14 protein-coding genes are annotated in these 18,130 nt (G+C 63.3%); 3 read left to right on the forward strand and 11 right to left on the reverse strand.

Features of this window, described 5'->3' with window-relative positions:
- Positions 1-353 precede the first annotated feature (353 nt).
- The 4 genes from preA to LB564_RS26440 all read right to left on the reverse strand — a co-directional run bounded on the left by preA (position 354) and on the right by LB564_RS26440 (position 4,741).
- Positions 354-1,667, reverse strand: a complete 1,314-nt coding sequence (preA, locus tag LB564_RS26425) for an NAD-dependent dihydropyrimidine dehydrogenase subunit PreA (RefSeq protein ID WP_224542103.1) — start codon at positions 1,665-1,667, stop codon at positions 354-356.
- A 12-nt stretch (positions 1,668-1,679) separates the two neighbouring features.
- A complete protein-coding gene (locus tag LB564_RS26430; protein WP_224542105.1) occupies positions 1,680-2,522 on the reverse strand; it encodes a class I SAM-dependent methyltransferase in 843 nt (280 codons plus the stop codon).
- A gap of 4 nt (positions 2,523-2,526) precedes the next feature.
- On the reverse strand, positions 2,527-3,882 hold the full coding sequence (locus tag LB564_RS26435; RefSeq protein ID WP_224542107.1) for an NAD(P)-dependent oxidoreductase: 1,356 nt from the start codon (positions 3,880-3,882) through the stop codon (positions 2,527-2,529).
- A gap of 121 nt (positions 3,883-4,003) precedes the next feature.
- Positions 4,004-4,741, reverse strand: a complete 738-nt coding sequence (locus LB564_RS26440; RefSeq protein ID WP_224542109.1) for a gamma-glutamylcyclotransferase — start codon at positions 4,739-4,741, stop codon at positions 4,004-4,006.
- Between the two features lie 172 nt (positions 4,742-4,913).
- Here LB564_RS26440 and LB564_RS26445 point away from each other — a divergent pair, with 172 nt between their 5' ends.
- Positions 4,914-5,690, forward strand: a complete 777-nt coding sequence (locus LB564_RS26445; protein ID WP_224542110.1) for a VOC family protein — start codon at positions 4,914-4,916, stop codon at positions 5,688-5,690.
- A gap of 45 nt (positions 5,691-5,735) precedes the next feature.
- Here the strand turns inward: LB564_RS26445 and LB564_RS26450 are convergent, their stop codons facing one another.
- On the reverse strand, positions 5,736-6,224 hold the full coding sequence (locus LB564_RS26450; RefSeq protein ID WP_224542112.1) for a hypothetical protein: 489 nt from the start codon (positions 6,222-6,224) through the stop codon (positions 5,736-5,738).
- Positions 6,225-6,424: 200 nt separating this feature from the next.
- On the opposite strand from LB564_RS26450, the gene LB564_RS26455 reads away from it, so the two are divergent.
- Positions 6,425-6,817, forward strand: a complete 393-nt coding sequence (locus tag LB564_RS26455) for a DoxX family protein (RefSeq protein ID WP_224542114.1) — start codon at positions 6,425-6,427, stop codon at positions 6,815-6,817.
- A 21-nt stretch (positions 6,818-6,838) separates the two neighbouring features.
- On the opposite strand, the gene LB564_RS26460 is transcribed toward LB564_RS26455, so the two are convergent.
- Entirely contained in the window at positions 6,839-9,280 is a 2,442-nt protein-coding gene (locus tag LB564_RS26460; RefSeq protein WP_224542117.1) for an FAD-dependent oxidoreductase, read from the reverse strand.
- 78 nt (positions 9,281-9,358) lie between these two features.
- Complete coding sequence (locus LB564_RS26465) at positions 9,359-10,897, reverse strand: trimethylamine methyltransferase family protein (RefSeq protein ID WP_224542118.1); 1,539 nt, start codon at positions 10,895-10,897, stop codon at positions 9,359-9,361.
- Between the two features lie 217 nt (positions 10,898-11,114).
- Here LB564_RS26465 and LB564_RS26470 point away from each other — a divergent pair, with 217 nt between their 5' ends.
- Positions 11,115-11,705: a transglycosylase SLT domain-containing protein gene (locus LB564_RS26470; protein WP_224542120.1), complete on the forward strand. Its 591-nt coding sequence runs from the start codon at positions 11,115-11,117 to the stop codon at positions 11,703-11,705.
- A gap of 13 nt (positions 11,706-11,718) precedes the next feature.
- Here LB564_RS26470 and LB564_RS26475 read toward each other — a convergent pair whose 3' ends face one another.
- The 4 genes from LB564_RS26475 to LB564_RS26490 all read right to left on the reverse strand — a co-directional run bounded on the left by LB564_RS26475 (position 11,719) and on the right by LB564_RS26490 (position 18,099).
- The gene (locus tag LB564_RS26475; protein WP_224542122.1) at positions 11,719-14,040 is read right to left on the reverse strand and encodes an ABC transporter ATP-binding protein; all 2,322 of its coding nucleotides are present in this window, start codon (positions 14,038-14,040) and stop codon (positions 11,719-11,721) included.
- A 48-nt stretch (positions 14,041-14,088) separates the two neighbouring features.
- Positions 14,089-15,246 carry an ABC transporter permease gene (locus LB564_RS26480; RefSeq protein WP_140701986.1) on the reverse strand — a complete coding sequence of 386 codons (1,158 nt, stop codon included), beginning with the start codon at positions 15,244-15,246 and terminating at the stop codon, positions 14,089-14,091.
- 11 nt (positions 15,247-15,257) lie between these two features.
- Positions 15,258-16,292: an ABC transporter permease gene (locus LB564_RS26485; RefSeq protein WP_140701987.1), complete on the reverse strand. Its 1,035-nt coding sequence runs from the start codon at positions 16,290-16,292 to the stop codon at positions 15,258-15,260.
- Between the two features lie 148 nt (positions 16,293-16,440).
- A complete protein-coding gene (locus LB564_RS26490) occupies positions 16,441-18,099 on the reverse strand; it encodes an ABC transporter substrate-binding protein (RefSeq protein ID WP_224542124.1) in 1,659 nt (552 codons plus the stop codon).
- Positions 18,100-18,130 lie beyond the last annotated feature (31 nt).

The raw sequence follows: 18,130 nt of genomic DNA on the forward strand, positions 1-18,130 counted from the left end.
CGCATCGGCCTCGCCGAGTTCAACGCCATCAAAGTCGGGACCACTCTCAAGCTTCTCGATGTGTGAATCCGATAGGTCACTATACGGGGAGAAATGCCCGGCAGGGCAATGAGGGGCAGCGCCAACTTTGCGATCCAATTCCTGAGATTATGGAAAATCGCCCGGTGCCAACACACAGGGCGGATCGCGCCAGATCGTCAGCGACGCCGGGGGGTACGGCTGCGAGCGGTGCGCGGATTATCTCAAAAGGTCGCGCTGCCCCTCATCCGCCTGCCGGCACCTTCTCCCCGTATAGTGACGGGGAGAAGGGAAAGCTGCCACGCTCTCGGCGCTCTCCCCGTGGACGAAAGCCCCTACTCCGCAGCCACCTTGGCCATCGGGTTGTTCGGGTGCGTCGTCCAGTTGGCGTAGACCGGCGACACCGGCTTGCCGGTGCGCTGATCCATCACGCCGGCCGCCAGCGGCTCCATGGTGATGCAATTGTCGACCGGGCAGACATTGACGCAGAGATTGCAGCCGACGCACTCGGCCTCGATCACCTCGAAATGCCTGATGCCGTTGACGACATTGGTGATCGCCTGGTGCGAAGTGTCCTCGCAGGCGATGTGGCAGCGGCCGCATTTGATGCAGGCGTCCTGGTCGATATGCGCCTTGGCGACATAGTTGAGGTTGAGATACTGCCAGTCGGTGACGTTGGGCGTGGCGCGGCCGATGACGTCGTCGAGCGAGCGGTGGCCCTTCTCGTCCATCCAGTTTTCAAGACCGGCGATCATCTCCTGCACGATCTTGAAGCCGTAGGTCATTGCCGCCGTGCAGACCTGCACATTGCCGGCGCCGAGCGCCAGGAACTCGGCGGCGTCACGCCAGGTGGTGATGCCGCCAATGCCCGAGATCGGCAGGCCGCGCGTTTCGGGGTCGCGGGCGATCTCGGCCACCATGTTCATGGCGATCGGCTTCACCGCCGGGCCGCAATAGCCGCCATGCGAGCCCTTGCCGTCGATGGTCGGCATCGGCGCGAAACTGTCGAGGTCGACGCCGGTGATCGAATTGATGGTGTTGATCAGCGATACGGCATCTGTTCCACCTGCGTGCGCGGCCCGCGCGGGCTTGCGGATGTCGGTGATGTTGGGCGTCAGCTTGGTGATGACGGGCATGCGCGTATACTGCTTGCACCAGCGCACCACCATTTCGATATATTCCGGCACCTGGCCGACGGCCGCGCCCATGCCGCGCTCCGACATGCCGTGCGGGCAGCCGAAATTGAGCTCGATGCCGTCGGCCCCGGTCTCCTCGACCAGCGGCAGGATGGCCTTCCAGCTCTCCTCCTCGCAGGGAACCATGATCGAGGCGATCAGCGCCCGGTCGGGCCAGTCCATCTTGACCTGCTTCATCTCGCGCAGATTGGTCTGCAAATCACGGTCGGTGATCAGTTCGATGTTGTTGAGGCCGAGCAGGCGGCGGTCGGCACCCCAGATCGCGCCGTAGCGCGGGCCGTTGACATTGACCACCGGCGGACCTTCCTCGCCGAGCGTCTTCCACACCACCCCGCCCCACCCTGCCTTGAAGGCACGCACGACATTATAGGCCTTGTCGGTCGGCGGCGCCGAGGCCAGCCAGAACGGATTTGGCGATTTGATGCCGACGAAATTATTTCTGATGTCAGCCATGACAGGTCCCTTTCAAACGAGACGAAGGATCAATTCGACGGGCGCGAGAATGCCGCCTTCAAGCGCGGCGGTGACATTGGCCATCTTGGTGCGAGCGTCCTCGCCCATGACGAGGCCCAGACCAGGTGACGGATTCTTGCCTTCGGCTTGCGCCGTGGCCAGCCGGGCGCGCATCGCGGCAAAGAACTCGACGGCGAAGGCGCCGCGCGGCCGTTCCGCCGTCACCGAGAAGCCCGCGGCGGCGGCAGCCGAACGATAGTCGTCGGGCGTGGCGACGAAGGACATGGTCTCGTTGGACGCCCATGGCAGCGGGTAGGTCAGCGCGCCGTCCTTGAGCCGCATCACATCGTAGACGGCGAAGACCGAGCCCGGCTTCAGCACACGGGCGGCCTCGCTCATCAGCTTCGGCTTGTCGGGCAGGTTCATGCCGACATGCAGGATCATTGCCGCGTCGAAGCTGGCCCTGGCGAACGGCATGTCCAGCGCGCTGCCTTGCACGAAGCGCGTCTTGTCGGCCAATCCCACCCGTTTCGACAGGCTGGCCGCGATATCGACATAGCTCTGCGTCAGGTCGATGCCGGTGACGTCGACGCCGGCGCTGTCGGCGACAAAGCGGGCCGGCCCGCCTATTCCCGATCCGATATCCAGCAGCCGGGCACCGGGCTTCAGGCCGATCTGGTCAATGAGCTCCCTGGTGGCGGCCACGCCGCCAATATGGAATTCGTCGATCGCTTCGAGATCGCCGGCGCGCAAATGGGCGACATCGACGCCCGCATCGGCGAGCGCGGCGAGGATCCGCTCTTCCAGGCCTGAAACCTCGTAGTGACGGGCGATGCCCGGTTCCACCGTGGCCATGTCCTTACCCCTGGGTCAGACTCCTATGGATGCTCTCGGCCGCATCCCGCCCTTGCGCCACGGCCGAGACGGTCAGGTCGTCGCCACCGAAGATGCAGTCGCCGCCGGCCCAGACCTTGGCCAGCGAGGTGCGCCCTTCCGCATCGACCTTGATGCGGCCGGCTTCGAGGTCGATCGATGTCCCGCTGCCGTTCAGCGCGGCCGGGACAAAACTCTGGCCGATCGCCTTGAACACCTGGTCGGCGACCAGCGTCAGCGTCTCGCCGGTACCGGCGAGCCTGTCGCCGTTGAGTGCGGTGTATTCGAGTTCGATGCCGCTGACCTTGCCGCCCTCGGCGATCACCCGCTTCGGCTGCAACCAGTGGCGGATGGTGACGCCATTGGCCGCCGCCAGGTCCTGCTCGAACTCGGAGGCGTTCATGTGCTCCTGGCCGCGCCGGTAGCAGATCGTCACCTCCTCGGCGCCGAGCAGCTTCGATTGCACGGCGGCGTCGATCGCCGTCATGCCGCCACCGATAACGACGACGCGGCGTCCGACCGGCAGCCCGGAGAGATCGCTCGCCTGACGCAGTTCGGCGATGAACTCGACCGCATTGGTGACGCCGGCCGCATCCTCGCCATCGGCGCGCAGCGCGTTGACGCCGCCAAGCCCCATGCCGAGGAACACCGCGTCATAATTGCGGATCAGGTCGGAGAGCTGGTAGTCGCGACCGAGTGCCTTGCCGTTCTGGATGTCGATGCCACCGATCGCGGTGACGTAGTCGACTTCGGCCTGGGCGAAATTGTCGACGCTCTTGTAGGCGGCGATGCCATATTCATTGAGGCCACCGGCCTTCGGCCGCGCCTCCAGTATGGTGACGTCATGGCCATGGCGGGCGAGCCGGTGCGCCGCGGCAAGGCCGGCCGGACCGGCGCCGACCACGGCGACGGTCTTTCCGGTCGGCTCGGCGCGCGGATAAAACTGCTTGTTCTCGCTCATCGCGACATCGGTGGCGTAGCGCTGCAAACGGCCGATCTGCACCGGCTTGCCTTCCGCCACCTCGCGCACGCAGACCTCCTCGCACAGTGTCTCGGTGGGGCAGACGCGGGCGCACATGCCGCCGAGAATGTTCTGGTCGAAGATGGTCTTGGCCGAGCCGATTGGATTGCCGGTCGAGATCTGGCGGATGAACAGCGGAATGTCGATCGAGGTCGGGCACGCATTCATGCAGGGGGCGTCGTAGCAGAAATAGCAGCGGTCGGATTCGACCAGCGCCTCGTGATGATCGAGCGGCGGATGCAGGTCGGAGAAATTGTCCGCGTATTGGTCAGCCGCAAGCCGGCCGCCGACAATACCTTCTTTGAACTGGCCCTCTGGCATTCTCAGTTCCCCATGTTTTCGTTTTGGGGAAGGCTAGCACGTTTTATTTTTTTATCAATTGGTCAATTTTCGACGCAAGCCACTGATAACGCTGGATAAAAACATGATGATTTTATTCATGTTATGAGAGCTGCAGTGGTGCGTGCAGAGCATGCGAATGGTCGGTATCGAGTGGGCGGCCATGGATCGCCCGAACCTCGTGCGCGACCAATTCCTGCAACCGCCACAGATTGCGGTCGTGGATGCCGAACGCTTCGAGGTGGCTGACGGTGTTGTAGAGATACTCGGCGCCGGATCCGATATGCCCGCACGCCCTGGCCAGCACGCGCGCCACCTTGTCCAGCGGCTGGCTGAGTGACGTTCCCCGCCCCTTCACGCCCACCCAGAAGCCAAGCGCCCGCAACGCGCCTTGCGCCGTGTGCACCGGCAACCATCGGACCGAGCTGACGCTTTCGTGGTCGGAGATTTCACGCCGTAGCAGCCTTTCGATCTGGGCTGGTTTCTCGCCCTCCGGCAGGCGGTAGATCACGCCATTGCAGCGCCCGCCCCGTTCCAGCGCCATCATCAGTCCCGGCTGCTCGGCGCTGCCGCGCCAACGCACCATGTCCAGACAGAAGGATCGATGCCAGCCGAAAGCGGTTGCGAGCTGTTGTTCGACCGATTCGAATTCCGGCTTCCAGATCAGCGATCCGTAGGCGAACACCCAGAGCGGCCCCGCGTCCGCTTCATCGGAAAGCCGCGCGGCAAGCGTCCGGAAATCCTCGTCGTTCAACTCCGTCCAACTCGGATCCGGGCCGGGGTCGGCCTCTTCCCGATGGCACAGTGCGACAAGCTCAGGCGTAAGCGACATAAGGCGCATGAATCGACAGCCCCCTTACCGCAGACAAATCGAAAACCGCGGGATACGCAAGCCCGGGAACGCTTGGCGAGGGTTGACCATTATTATCCCGGCGGGTGTCGGATTTCCGTCGTGAAGATCGTCCTGGGATGGATCGAACGACGATCGGTGCACAAAGGTGAGGAGACCGACAATGCCAAAATCCCCCATGCCCTTCTTCTGGTACGAACTGCTGACATCGGACCTCGACGCCGCCGAGGCTTTCTACACCGCCGTGGTCGGCTGGAGGGCCGAGCCTTTCGACAAGGCTCCCGGAATGCCGCGCTACATCGTCATGAATGTTGGCGAGCGTGGCGTCGGCGGCCTGATGACGATGCCGCAGGATGCGGCCAAGATGGGCATGCCGCCCGCCTGGCTGGGCTATATCCATGCCAGGGATGTCGACGCCGCCACGGCGGCGCTGGAAAAGGCAGGCGGGGCCATTCACCGCCGCCCCGACGACATCCCCGGCGTCGGCCGCTTCGCCGTCGTCGCCGATCCGCAGGGCGCGACCTTCATGTTCCTGCAGCCGAACGGCCCCGATCAGCCCGTGGTGCCGGCGAGCACGCCGGGCCATATCGGCTGGCATGAGCTCTACACATCGGACTGGAAGGCCGCCTTCGATTTCTATTCCGGCCAGTTCGGCTGGGCCAATGCCGGCGAATTCGACATGGGCCCGATGGGCATCTACCAGACCTTTACCGCCGGCCCCGAATCCGGCGGCGGCATCATGAACAAGCCCGAGCAGATTCCGGTGCCGGTCTGGCAGTTCTATTTCAATGTCACCGGCATCGACGCGGCCGCAAAACGCGTCAGCGACAATGGCGGCAAGATCCTGATGGGACCCATGGAGGTCCCCGGAGGCAGCTGGGTCGTGCAATGCCAGGATCCGCAAGGCGCGCATTTCGCCTTGATGGCGCCGGTACGGTAGACGCCCCCCCGGCCAGCCGCGGATATCACCCGTGCTGGCGTCGGCTCATTCCGGCGCCAGCACCGCGACCTTGAGGCTCTCTTTCTTGGCACCGCTGAACTGGACGGTGGCCTCACCCGACGCTAGCTTGAAGCGTACGCTCTTGCGGATGCCGGGGCAGGTCTTGACGCCGCTATAGCCGGACGATTTCACGGCCTTGCCGTCCTGGATGACATCGATCCACGCCTCGCCCGACAGGCTGATCTGGATGGCGCCGTCAGGCGGCACCGCGACACTGGCGACGGCGCCGAACGTCCCCTCCGCCGGCGCGCGTTCGGGCGGCACCGCGAAGCCGGCCTTGTCGATCGGCACCAGCGCCAGATCCGCGGCGGCACCTACCGCCAGGGCGGCTCCGGACGGGGCCGACGGTGCCGCTGCGAACAGCGCCTGTTCTCGCGTTACCGGCCATTTGAAGGCCTCGCAGCCGGCGTCCTCGGCCATGGCGAAGCTGGTACTTGTCAGGATTGCGAATAGGGTGACGGCGACGTTTTTCATGGCAAAGCGACCCACATGTCTGGATGTCCACAACTCAATACAACCAAATTAAGAATAATGCAACCCTGGCGCGCAGCTATGAAAGGTCAGGCCGGGGCACATTTCCAATCACCAATTGTTGATGGCAGACCATGGGAAATGAATGGTCCATTGCCGGGTGATAAACTATGGCCGGCCGGGACGCTGAAATGGAGTTTTAGATGAAGCTTTTCGATGGCCTCTCCAAATACCAGCCGCAGGCGCTTGGCGTGCTGCGCATCATGACCGCGCTGCAGTTCATCGAGCATGGCAGCCAGAAGCTGTTCAACTTCCCCGTAAGCGCCGAACCTCACACTCTGAACAGCCTGACCCTGACGGCCGGCATCCTCGAATTCGCCGGCGGCATTCTGTTGGCGCTGGGCTTGTTCACGCGCCCGGTTGCGTTCCTGCTGGCCGGCGAAATGGCGATCGCCTATTTCATGGCGCACTACCCGCGCGACTTCTTCCCCATCAACAACAGCGGCGATTCGGCGATCTCGTTCTGCTTCATCTTCCTCTATCTGGTCTTCGCCGGCGCCGGCGCCTTCGCGCTGGACAACCGCCGCAACGCGTGATCCACCGTGCGGGGTGAACGCTCACCCCCGCATCCGTTCGAAATTCGCATCGAACAGCGGCGCCGCCTGCATGCGCGCCGCATGCCGCTTGCCCAGCAACTCGATCTCGAAACCGTCGCTCTCCTCGGCGATTTCCTTCGGCACATAGCCGACGGCGACCGACTTTTTCGAATGATGGGCATAGCCGCCCGATGTCACCCAGCCGCGCACCGCGCCGCCGAACCAGATCGGCTCGTCGCCGATGACGTCGGCATCGTCGGTCTCGACGATGAAGGCGCGCAGCCTGAGCTTGCCGCCCTGCTTGCGCTCGGCCAGCGCCGCCGCCTTGCCGATGAAGTCGGCATCCTTGCCATAGGCGACGAAGCGGTCGAGCCCGGCTTCCAGCGGCCCGTAGATCGGCCGGTATTCGCGCCCCCATGAGCCGTAGTTCTTCTCCAGCCGCAGCGCGTTGAGCGCGCGCGAACCGAACAGGCCGATGCCGAACTCCTCTCCCGCCGCCATCAGCGCCTGATAGGCGGCGCGCTGATATTCCGGCGCCACCCAGATTTCGTAGCCGAGATCGCCGGTGTAGCTGACACGGCCGACCAGGCATGGCGCCATGCCGATATCCATCTTGCCAACGGCCATGAAGGGAAACGCCGCATTCGATATGTCGGAGCGCGTGGCTTTCGCCAGCACGTCCCTCGCCCTGGGACCAGCGATCGACAGGCCGGTGAGCTTTTGCCCCAGCGCCTCGATATGGACCGAGCCGTCATCGGGCAGATGCTGCTCGAACCAGCGCATGTGATATTGCTCGGCGATGCCGGAGCCGGCCAGGAACCAGACCGCCTCTTCCCGATCCTGGGGACCCAGATTGGCCAGCGTGAAATCGCCGATCAGCCTGCCATCTTCCTTCAGCATCGGCGCCAGCGTCATGCGACCGGGCTTCGGCAGCTTGCAGGCGAGCAGGCGGTCGAGCCAGGCCGCCGCGCCCTCGCCCGTCACCTTGTACTTGGCGAAGCTCGATATCTCCGACAGGCCGACGCCCGACCGCACAGCCCCGACTTCGGCGGCGACATGGGTGAAGTCGCTCGAGCGCCGCCACGAGAACTCGTCCTTGACGCCTTCCGGCGCGTACCAGAGCGGCACCTCCAGCCCAAAGGCAACGCCCCACTGCGCGCCTTTGGCCGACAACAGGTCGTAGACCGGCGTCGTCTTCAGCGGCCGCCCGGCGGGCAGTTCCTCATTGGGAAAGCGGATTGAAAAGCGCCTGGAATAGTTTTCGCGCACCTTGGCGTTGGTGTAGGCCATGCCAGCCCAGTCGCCGTAGCGGGCCACGTCCATGGCCCAGATGTCGGCGCCGGGATCGCCCTCGATCATCCAGTTGGACAGCGCAAGGCCGACGCCGCCGCCCTGCGAAAAACCGGCCATGACACCGCAGGCGACCCAAAAACCCGGCAGGCCGCGCACCGGCCCGACCAGCGGGTTGCCATCGGGCGCGAAGGTGAAGGGCCCGTTGATGATCTGCTTGATGCCGGTGTTCTGGAAGGCCGGGAAATGCCGGAAGCCGACCTCGAGCGATGGGGCGATACGGTCGATATCCGGTTCCAGCAATTCATGGCCGAAATTCCACGGCGTGGAGTATTCGGACCACGGCTTGTTGGCCTTCTCGTAGGTGCCCATCAGCATGCCGCCGCGCTCCTGGCGCAGATAGAGCTCGCCGTCGAAATCGACCGCGTGGATGATCTCGGTGCCGGTCGTCTCGTTCCAGGCGGCGACCTCCGGCATGTCCTCGGTGATCAGGTACATGTGCTCCATCGCCAGCACCGGCAGTTCGAGCCCGACCATGCGGCCGACCTCGCGCGCCCACAGGCCGCCGGCATTGACGACGTGCTCGGCCACCACCTCGCCCTTGTTGGTGATGACGCGCCACAGCCCGTCGGGACGACGAACAATGTCCTCGACCTTGGTGAAACGTTCTATATCAGCCCCAAGCTTCCGCGCGGCCTTGGCATAGGCGTGCGTGACGCCCGAGGGATCGAGATGGCCGTCCTCCTTGTTGCGGACGGCGCCGACGAACTGGCTGGGGTCGAGCAGCGGCATCAGTTCGGCCGCCTCTTTCGGCGAGATTTCCTCCAGCTCGATGCCGAGATAGCGCCCCTTGGCGACGACCCCGCGCAGCCAGTCGAGCCGCGCCTCGGTGGCCGCAAGCAAGACGCCGCCGGTCAGGTGGACGCCGGTCGCCTGTCCCGACAGCTCCTCGATCTCCTTGTAGAGGTTGATGGTGTACTTCTGTAGCTTGGCGACGTTGGGGTCGCCATTGATCGTGTGCATGCCGCCGGCCGCGTGCCAGGTCGAGCCCGATGTCAGCTCGTCGCGCTCCAGGAGCACGACATCCGTCCAGCCGTGGCGGGCGAGATGGAACAGCACTGAACATCCGACGACGCCACCGCCAATGACCACGACCTTTGCATGCGATTTCATGAGTTTTTCTCTGATATCAGTGAGTTGGGAAGACGAATTGAATCGAAAGGGCAGCGCCTCGCGCGAACACTGCGAAAATCACGGCTCGCCCTGCCCGATCGCTTGCCTGCGCTTCGCCACATAGGCCTCGAGCTCGTCGCGCACCGCGATATCCATCGTCGGCTCGACATACTCTTCAAGCGCCTTCTTCCACAGCCGCGTCGCGCGCGCGGTCGCGTCGAGGCCACCGGCCTCCTGCCAGGCTTCGAAATTCTGCCAGTTGGACAGCATTGGCTGGTAGAAGGCGGTCGCATAGCGCTCCAGCGTGTGCGGCTCGCCGAAGAAATGGCCGCCGGTCGGAACCGCGCCCAGCGCCTCGACGGCCAATTCAACCTCGTCGACCACGATCGGGCGCAAAAACTCCATCATGTGCTGGATCATTTCGACGTCGATGATGAATTTCTCGAACGACGCCGTCAGCCCGCCCTCCTGCCAGCCCGCGGCATGATAGACCAGATTGCCATGGCCGAGCACGGCGCCCCACAGCGCCATCAGCGTCTCATAGGCGCCCTGTGCGTCGGCGGCGTTGGAGGCGGAGCCCGGCGTCGTCCGGTAAGGCAGGCCGTAGCGTCGGGCCAATTGTCCGGAGGCTATGTTGGCCTTGGTGTTTTCAGGCGTGCCGAAGGCCGGCGCGCCCGACTTCATGTCGACATTGGAGGTGAAGGCGCCGTACATCACCGGTGCGCCGGGGCGCACCAGTTGCGTCAGCACGACGCCGAACAGCGCCTCGGCATTCTGCTGCGCCAAGGCGCCGGCCAGCGTCACCGGGCTCATCGCTCCCATCAGCGTGAACGGCGTTACAGCCACCGACTGACCGAATTCTGCCATCGTCATCAGCCCCTCGGCCATCATCTCGTCGAAGCGTCGCGGCGAGTTGACCGAGATGATGGTGGCGATGCCGGGATCGTCGCGCATCTGGTCCAGCGTCAGTCCGCGCGAAATCGCCATCATCTCGATGCCGTCCAGCGCCCTGCCTCGGCCGATCGCCGAGACATGGAAACTCTTGTCGGTCAGCGTGAGATTGGTGAAGTAGGTGTCGAGATGGCGCGAGTTGGCCGGCAATTCGACCGGCGCGCAGACCTGGTTGCCGAGCATGTGGACGCAGTTGAAATGCTGCGCCAGCCGGGTGAGATCGGCATAGTCGCGCAGATTGCCCGCGCGGCGCCCGCGCTCCATGTCGTGCACGTTCGGCGGCCCGGCAACGAGGGTGAAATTGATGGTGTCGCCGCCGAGATGGATTGTGTTGGCCGGATTGCGCGGGGTCAGCGTGTAGGTGGCCCGCGTCGTCTTCAGCGCCTCGTCGACCATGCCGCGATCGACACGCACATTCGCCGTCGCATGGTCGACCGTGGCGCCGGCTTTCTCGAACAGCGATAGCGCCCGCGCACTCATCACCTCGATGCCGAAATTCTCCAATACGTGCATCGACGCCTGGTGGATCGCCTCGAGCTGGTCGGGCGAGAGTAACGCCATCGGCGGATAGGGATTGGTCACCCGTCTGGGCGGCAACTGCGCGATGGGCGCTGGCCCCCTGTTGCTCGTGCGCTCCGCGCCGCGCTTGCGTCTTGGTTCGGTCATCCCGGCATCAAAGCTCGGGCAAACCAGGCAAGCTGTCAGAAATACGCCATCCACAGGCGTGATTTTAGCCAAGGCGGCACATCTGGAGAATCCATTTAGAAATAACGACGCATTACGTCGCATTGCCGATACGTCACCGCCATGAGCCCATGACGCCTGACGGCCATTAACGGACTCGGCAAGATTCCCTTTATGATTTCGGCCTATTGCTCCTCCCATGGGTAGGTCGAGTTTTAGTAGAATTGTAGCGGTTTGCGCGCTGTTGGCGCTTTCGGCTTGCGCCACCGCGCCCAGCCACATCAACAATGTCTGCGCCGTCTTCGACCAGAATGACGGCTGGTTCGACAATTGGCAGTCGGCGGCCGAGCGCGCGTCGCGGAAATACGGCGTGCCGGTGCCGGTGCTGATGGCCACCGTGCGCAAGGAATCCGGCTTCAAGAGCAACGCCCGGCCACCGCGCACCAAGCTGCTCGGCTTCATCCCGTGGAAGCACGTCTCGACAGCCACCGGCTTCTCGCAGGCGCTGGACGGCACCTGGTCGCAATATCAGCGCGAGACCGGCAACTGGGCGGCACGGCGCACGAAATTCGCCGACGCGGTCGACTTCGTCGGCTGGTACCATTCCAAGACGTCAGACAGCTACGGCGTCGCGCGCAAGGACACCTATAATCTCTACCTCGCCTATTATCTCGGCTGGAGCGCCTATGGCCGTGGCAACCGTGGCGACGCCGGCGTGCAGGGTTATGCGCGGGCCACCGACAAGATGGCCAGAGACTATGACGCGCAGCTAAGGCAGTGCGGCAACTGATACCCTGCCTGGGTTAGTGCCGCCTTGTCGTATCTTTCGGCTTTGAAACCCCGGTCTCGGAAACCTCGTCGCGGACTTCGTGACGACGGGCCCGCAAGACGGCGTCCGCGTCCTCGGCAGCCTTTCCGGTCGCATCGGCTTCCGCATTGGCATTTTTGCCGCTCGGGCGCGCCGGCGGCGAACCGGCAAAGCCTGGACCTTCGCCATACGCCGCATCGTCCGGCACGCCTTCATGGGCGGCGTGTTCCTTGTCGAACTTGATCACCGGCTCCATGGTCCTGAGCACGTCGTCGGAAAGCCAGCACAGGCTCATATGGCCGTCGCCGAGGTTCTTGACCGGCGGCACCTTGGTTTCGCACAGATTGTCGGGCACCAGCTTCTTGTAGCCGCAGCGCGTCTGGAACGGGCAGCCTGACGGCGGGTTCATCGCCGAAGGAATGTCGCCCTCGAGCACGATGTGTTTCTTGACCACGCTGGTGTCGGCAATCGGGATCGCCGACAGCAACGCCTCGGTATAGGGATGATAGGGCGGCGCGAAGATCTGGTCGGTCGTGCCTTGTTCGACGATGTAGCCCAGATACATGACGACGACCCGGTCGGCGATGTAGCGCACGACCGACAGATCGTGGCTGATGAACAGCATCGTCGTCTTGTTCTTGCGCTGGATGTCCATCAAGAGTTCGGTCACCGCTGCCTGCACCGACACGTCGAGCGCCGAGACCGGCTCGTCGGCCACGACAACCTTGGCGTCGCCGGCAAAGGCGCGCGCCACGCCTATGCGCTGCTTCTGGCCGCCGGAGAGCTGGCGCGGCTTGCGCGTCTCGAAGGCGCGCGGCAGCTTCACCAGGTCGAGCAGTTCCAGCATGCGCTTGCGCCGGTCGGCGACGGTCTTGCCGACATTGAATTTTTCCAGCGTGCGGATGATCTGCGACCCGACCGAATGGCTGGGGTTGAGCGTGTCGAACGGGTTCTGGAACACCATCTGGATCGACGACACGGTGTCGACGCCGCGGCTCTCGATGCCGGTCGACTGAATTTCCTTGTTGCCCAGCGTCACGGTGCCGGAACTGGCCGTCTCCAGCCCGAGCAGCACCTTGGCCAGCGTCGACTTTCCGCAGCCGGATTCGCCGACGATGGCGACCGTCTCGGATTCGCGCGCCATGAACGAGATGGTCTCGTTGGCCTTGACGACGCGGCCTTCGCTGGAGCCGAACACCTCGCTGCCGCCGACCTTGTAGTATTTCCTGAGATCCTCGATCTTGAGCACCGGCGCGCCGGGCACGACCTTTTCGTTGACCTTCTTGGCGCCGGGCGGCAGCGCTTCCCAGTCGATCTCGTTGAAGCGCACGCAGCGCGAGAAATGGCCTTCGTGGCCGGCGACCTCGATCATCGGGATTTCGGCGGCGTTGCAGACGCCTTCGACGAAATGGTGGCAGCGCGGGCCGAAATTGCAGCCCTTCGGCCGCTCATGCGGCAGCGGCAACTGGCCGGGGATGGCAATCAGCGGCCGCGAGTTCTTGTCGGCGCCAGGCAGCGGGATCGAACGGAACAACCCTTGCGTATAGGGATGGCGCATCCGGTCGAAGACATCCTTGATCTTGCCGGTCTCGACCGCCTCGCCCGAATACATCACCGTGATGCGGTCGCAAGTCTCGAGAATGAGGCCCAGATTGTGCGACACGAAGATCATCGAGGTGCCGAACTTCTGGCCGAGACCCTTGACCAGATCGACGATGCCCGCCTCGACCGTCACGTCGAGCGCGGTGGTCGGCTCGTCGAGCAGAAGCAGCGCCGGCTTCGACAGCAGCGCCATGGCAATGACGATGCGCTGTTGCTGGCCACCGGAAAGCTGGTGCGGATAGGAGCGCATCATCCGCTCGGGGTCGGGCAGCTTGACCGAGCGCACCATTTCGAGCGCCCTGGAATAGGCCTCTTCCTTCGACACCTTGTCGTGGATCAGCGGCACTTCCATCAGCTGCTGGCCGATCTTCATCGCCGGATTCAGGCTCGCCATCGGCTCCTGGTAGATCATGGCGATCTTGTTGCCGCGGATGGCGCGCAACTCCTCGTCGGAGAGTTCGCCCATGTCCTTGCCCTGGAACTTGATCTTGCCGCCGACGATTTTTCCGATGTTGGAGAGGTCGCGCATGATGCCGAGCGACACGGTCGACTTGCCGCAGCCGGATTCACCGACAATGCCCATCGCCTCGCCGGGCATGACCGTGCAGGAAAAATCCATGACCGCCGGAATCTCGCCCTTGCGGGTGAAGAAGGAGATCGACAGGTTCTCGATCTCGATGATCGGTTCCGCGGGATTTCGAACTGCCTCGTTCATGGGTCGCTCCAATCCAAATTGTACCAGACGCGGGTCAAGGCCCGTCAATCAGTCTTTCATCGATTGCTCGCGCAGCGAATCGGCCAAGAGATTAAGCCCCAGCACGAACGACATCAGCGCGATCGTCGGCGGCAGCGCCGGATGGATAAACGAACGCAGCAAGCGGCTGGCATCCTTGATCGCCGTACCCCAGTCCGGGCTCTCGGGCGCAAGGCCCAGACCGAAATAGCCCAGCGTGCCGAGCAGGATGGTGGTGTAACCGATGCGCAGGCAGGCATCGACGATCAGCGGCCCGCGCGCATTGGGCAGGATTTCCCACAACATGATGTACCAGGGCGATTCACCGCGCGTCTGCGCCGCCGCCACATAGTCGCGCGTCTTGATGTCCATCACCAGGCCGCGCACGATACGGAACACGCCGGGGCTGGAGGCGAACACGACAGCCACGAAGATGTTGAGCTGGTTGGGATCGATGTGGACGATCTTCAGCGGATCCCTGTCGAAGACAAGGCCGACATAGATCCAGCCGCCGATGATGAGCGTCAGGCCGAGCAGGATATAAATCCGGTCGGGCCGGTTCTTATAGCGGGTCCAGAACAGCACGCTGAAGAAGATGATTGGAAACAGGAAGAAGACGCCGGCCAGACCATAGGGGATCGGCGTGTCCATGATGCCCGGCGTCACCAGGAGGTAGAACAAGAGGATCACCGGGAAGGCCAGCACGAGGTTGGCCAGGAACGACAGGATGGAATCGATCTTGCCGCCGTAATAGCCGGCCGGCAGGCCGAGCGTGATGCCGACCATCAGCGCGAAACCGGTTGCGGCCGGGGCGATGATCAGCACGATTTGGCTGCCATAGACCATGCGCGAGAAGACGTCGCGGGCGAGCTTGTCGCCGCCGAACAAATAGACGAGCCCCGATTGCGGCTCGATGGCGCCGGGCAGCGTATCCTTCATGATCGGGATCTGGCCGAGCGGATCGAAAGGCGAGATGGTCGAGGCGAAGATCGCCGTGAACAGCCAGAACAGGCAGATGAAGACGCCCGCTATGCCGACGCCGCTGTCGAACAACTGGCCGTAGAGCGCCAGCTTCTTCTTGTAGAGGAAGCTCGCGCCCATGACGATGAGAAGCGCGACCCAGACCGGCCAGAAGCGCCAGAGCACATCGAGAACGATGGCGGAGGCGCCGATATATTGAGCTTGCATGCGCCTTCTCCCTACTGAACGCGGATGCGCGGATTGAGGAATGCGTAGCCGACGTCGGAAATGAGCTGCGTGATCAAGACGATGAACACCGAGACCAGCGAACAGCCGAGCAGAAGGTCGATGTCGTTGTTGCCGGCGGCCTCGACCAGAGTGTAGCCGAAGCCCTGGTAGCGGAACATCACCTCGACGATGACGACGCCGGTGAGCAGCCAGGGGAATTGCAGCATGATGACGGTGAAGGGCGCGATCAACGCATTTCGCAGCGCGTGCTTGACCACCACGCTCTTGAAGGAAAGCCCCTTCAGGCGCGCGGTGCGGATATATTGCTGCGTCATCACCTCGACCATCGAGGCGCGTGTCATGCGCGCGATATAGCCGATGCCGTAGATCGCCAGCGTGATCACCGGCAGCGTGAAATTGTAGAAGGTGATGCCCTGGCTGGCGGAGGCGGCCGACCCGTTCAGCCAGCCGAGCCAGGAGGCGAAGACGACGGTGAAGATGACGCCCGACACATATTCAGGCGTCGCCGTCGAGGCGATCGAGGCGACCGACAGCACACGGTCGGTGCGCGAGCCCTCGCGCATGCCGGCAAGGATGCCGATCAGCAGCGAGACCGGCACCATCACCGCCAGCACCCAGAACATCAGGATGCCGGTGGCGCCGAGCGCCGGGAACAGCTTGGCCGCGACCGTGGTCTTGAACTTGGTCGAGCAGCCGAAATCGCCCTCGATCACGCCGGAGAATGTCGGCACCGCCGGGTCGTTGCAGAAGGAGAAACGCTGCGTCGTCTTGCCGGTTGCCGGATCCGTGATCGGCTGCTTGGGCACGATGCCGAGCCACTGGCCGTAGCGGACGAAGAAGTTCTGGCGATAGCCGTGATTGACCAGCCAGCTTTCGAGCTGCTCGGCCGATGTGTGCATTTCGGTCTGGCTGATCGCCAGCTTCTTCAAATTGGGTTCGAGATTGACGAGAAAGAAGACGACCAGCGTCAGGCACAGCATCGTGAGCAGTATCGTGCCGATACGTCTGATGATGAATGAGAACATGGTGCCCCCTGCCGGCCGGGTTGGGGTCAGATATGGTCAACCCTGTGACGAAAATCATGTGACGTCACGCCGCCGCTGCATCCAGTGCAACGGCGACGATCCTGCGGATATGAGGGGCAAGCGCCCCTCATATCCAACAAGCCGTGGATCACGCCTGATCGAGCCAGACCTTGCCGAAGTCGTGCTCGTAGGTGGGGTGCATCGAGTGGTTCTTCACCTCGGGCTTGATGTTGATGTAGAGCTTGCGCCAGTAAGGCTGGATGATGATGCCGGAATCCTGCAGCATCTGCTCGACATCCTTCATCACCACCTTGCGCTTTTCCGCATCGGCGATCCCGAGCGCCTCGTTGACCTTCTTGTCGAAGTCCGGATTGGCGTAGGCCGTCTCGTTCCAGGCTTCGCCCGAGCGATAGGCGATGGCGATGACCTGGATACCAAGCGGACGCATGTTCCAGTTGGTTTCCGAGAACGGGTATTTCGTCCAGTCGTTCCAGAAGGTCGAGCTCGGCAGCACGGTGCGCTTCACTTTGATGCCGGCCTCGCGCAGCTGGGCCGCGATCGCGTCGGTGGTGTTCTTGTGGTAGTCCTCGTCATTGCTGATCAGCTCGTGTTCGAAATCGATCACGCCGGCTTCCGTCAGCATCTGCTTGGCCTTGGCCACGTCGCGGGGGATCTTCGGCAGTTCGACATATTCCGGATGGATCGGCGCGACATGGTGATTTTCGGCCGGCGTTCCGGCATTGCCGTAGCCAAGCTGCAGCACCACGGAATTGTCGACGGCCAGGCACATCGCCTGACGCACCTTCTGGTCGCCATAGGGTTTGGCATTGACGTTGAAGCGCGAGACCACGGTGGCCGCGGTCACGACTTCCGAAGGCGGCGCGCCAACATCCGCGATGATCTTGACGTAATCGGCGGTCGTCTCGTGGTTGGTGTGCACTTCGCCGGATTCGAAGGCCGAAACCGTCGCGGCCGGATCGGTGCCGTAGTCGATGAACTCGACGCCGTCGAGGAAGGCCTCGCCCTGCCACCATTTGCCGGTCGTGCGGCGCTTGTAGACCACCTTCTGGCCGACATCGTAGGAGACGAGCTCGAATGGGCCGGTGCCGATCGGGCAGCTCTTGAAGTTGGCGCCCTTCTCGTCGAAGGTCTTGTGGACGACGAGGCCGGGATAGTCGCACAGGTTGGCGATGAGCGCGATGTCGGGCTTGGTGAGCTTCAGCTTGACCGTCATGTCGTCGACCTTGACGATCGATCCTTCGCTCAGCTTCTTGGTCTTTTCGTCGACGAGGCTGCCAAGGCGGCCCGGCATGGAATTGCCTTCTGCGTTCTTGTCGGCCCAGCGCGTGAAATTGTAGATCACGTCATCGGCGGTGAACTTGTCGCCATTGTTCCATTCGACGCCTGGCCGCACATGCAGCGTGTACTCGGTGGCGTCGTCGTTGATATCCCAGCTTGCCAGCAGATAGGGCGCGAATGTGTACTCCTTGGTGTATTTCACCAGCGGCTCGAGCGCCTGGCGCTCGGCGTTGGAGATTTCCGACCAGTCGGCGGTGCGCGGATCCTTGGGATCCTTGACGGACATGGCGACCTTGAGCACGCCGCCCTTCTTGCCCTGTACGTCCTCGGCCTTGGCCGGGGTCGGAGCGGCGAGCCCGAGAAGACCGTAGGCCATGGCCGTCGAGGCGCCGAAGATGCTGGCCAGCGCCAGGAATTCGCGGCGATCGACCTTACCCGACTTGGCTTCTTCGGCCATGGCCAGGATATGATCCGGAACGCTGTCGCCGTTGCTCTTGTAGATTGTCATGACTAACTCCCATTGTTGGCTTTCCGCCGAT

The sequence above is a fragment of the Mesorhizobium sp. ES1-6 genome (assembly GCF_020164775.1).
GTDB lineage: Bacteria > Pseudomonadota > Alphaproteobacteria > Rhizobiales > Rhizobiaceae > Mesorhizobium.

What these genes read in the sequence shown, in the direction of transcription:
- LB564_RS26435 (WP_224542107.1), bottom strand. Translation starts at nt 3,882, where the DNA reads ATGCCAGAGGGCCAGTTCAAAGAAGGTATTGTCGGCGGCCGGCTTGCG.
- LB564_RS26455 (WP_224542114.1), top strand. Translation starts at nt 6,425, where the DNA reads ATGAAGCTTTTCGATGGCCTCTCCAAATACCAGCCGCAGGCGCTTGGC.
- LB564_RS26445 (WP_224542110.1), top strand. Translation starts at nt 4,914, where the DNA reads ATGCCAAAATCCCCCATGCCCTTCTTCTGGTACGAACTGCTGACATCG.
- LB564_RS26480 (WP_140701986.1), bottom strand. Translation starts at nt 15,246, where the DNA reads ATGCAAGCTCAATATATCGGCGCCTCCGCCATCGTTCTCGATGTGCTC.
- LB564_RS26485 (WP_140701987.1), bottom strand. Translation starts at nt 16,292, where the DNA reads ATGTTCTCATTCATCATCAGACGTATCGGCACGATACTGCTCACGATG.
- LB564_RS26440 (WP_224542109.1), bottom strand. Translation starts at nt 4,741, where the DNA reads ATGCGCCTTATGTCGCTTACGCCTGAGCTTGTCGCACTGTGCCATCGG.
- LB564_RS26430 (WP_224542105.1), bottom strand. Translation starts at nt 2,522, where the DNA reads ATGGCCACGGTGGAACCGGGCATCGCCCGTCACTACGAGGTTTCAGGC.
- preA (WP_224542103.1), bottom strand. Translation starts at nt 1,667, where the DNA reads ATGGCTGACATCAGAAATAATTTCGTCGGCATCAAATCGCCAAATCCG.
- LB564_RS26460 (WP_224542117.1), bottom strand. Translation starts at nt 9,280, where the DNA reads ATGAAATCGCATGCAAAGGTCGTGGTCATTGGCGGTGGCGTCGTCGGA.
- LB564_RS26475 (WP_224542122.1), bottom strand. Translation starts at nt 14,040, where the DNA reads ATGAACGAGGCAGTTCGAAATCCCGCGGAACCGATCATCGAGATCGAG.
- LB564_RS26465 (WP_224542118.1), bottom strand. Translation starts at nt 10,897, where the DNA reads ATGACCGAACCAAGACGCAAGCGCGGCGCGGAGCGCACGAGCAACAGG.
- LB564_RS26450 (WP_224542112.1), bottom strand. Translation starts at nt 6,224, where the DNA reads ATGAAAAACGTCGCCGTCACCCTATTCGCAATCCTGACAAGTACCAGC.
- LB564_RS26490 (WP_224542124.1), bottom strand. Translation starts at nt 18,099, where the DNA reads ATGACAATCTACAAGAGCAACGGCGACAGCGTTCCGGATCATATCCTG.
- LB564_RS26470 (WP_224542120.1), top strand. Translation starts at nt 11,115, where the DNA reads ATGGGTAGGTCGAGTTTTAGTAGAATTGTAGCGGTTTGCGCGCTGTTG.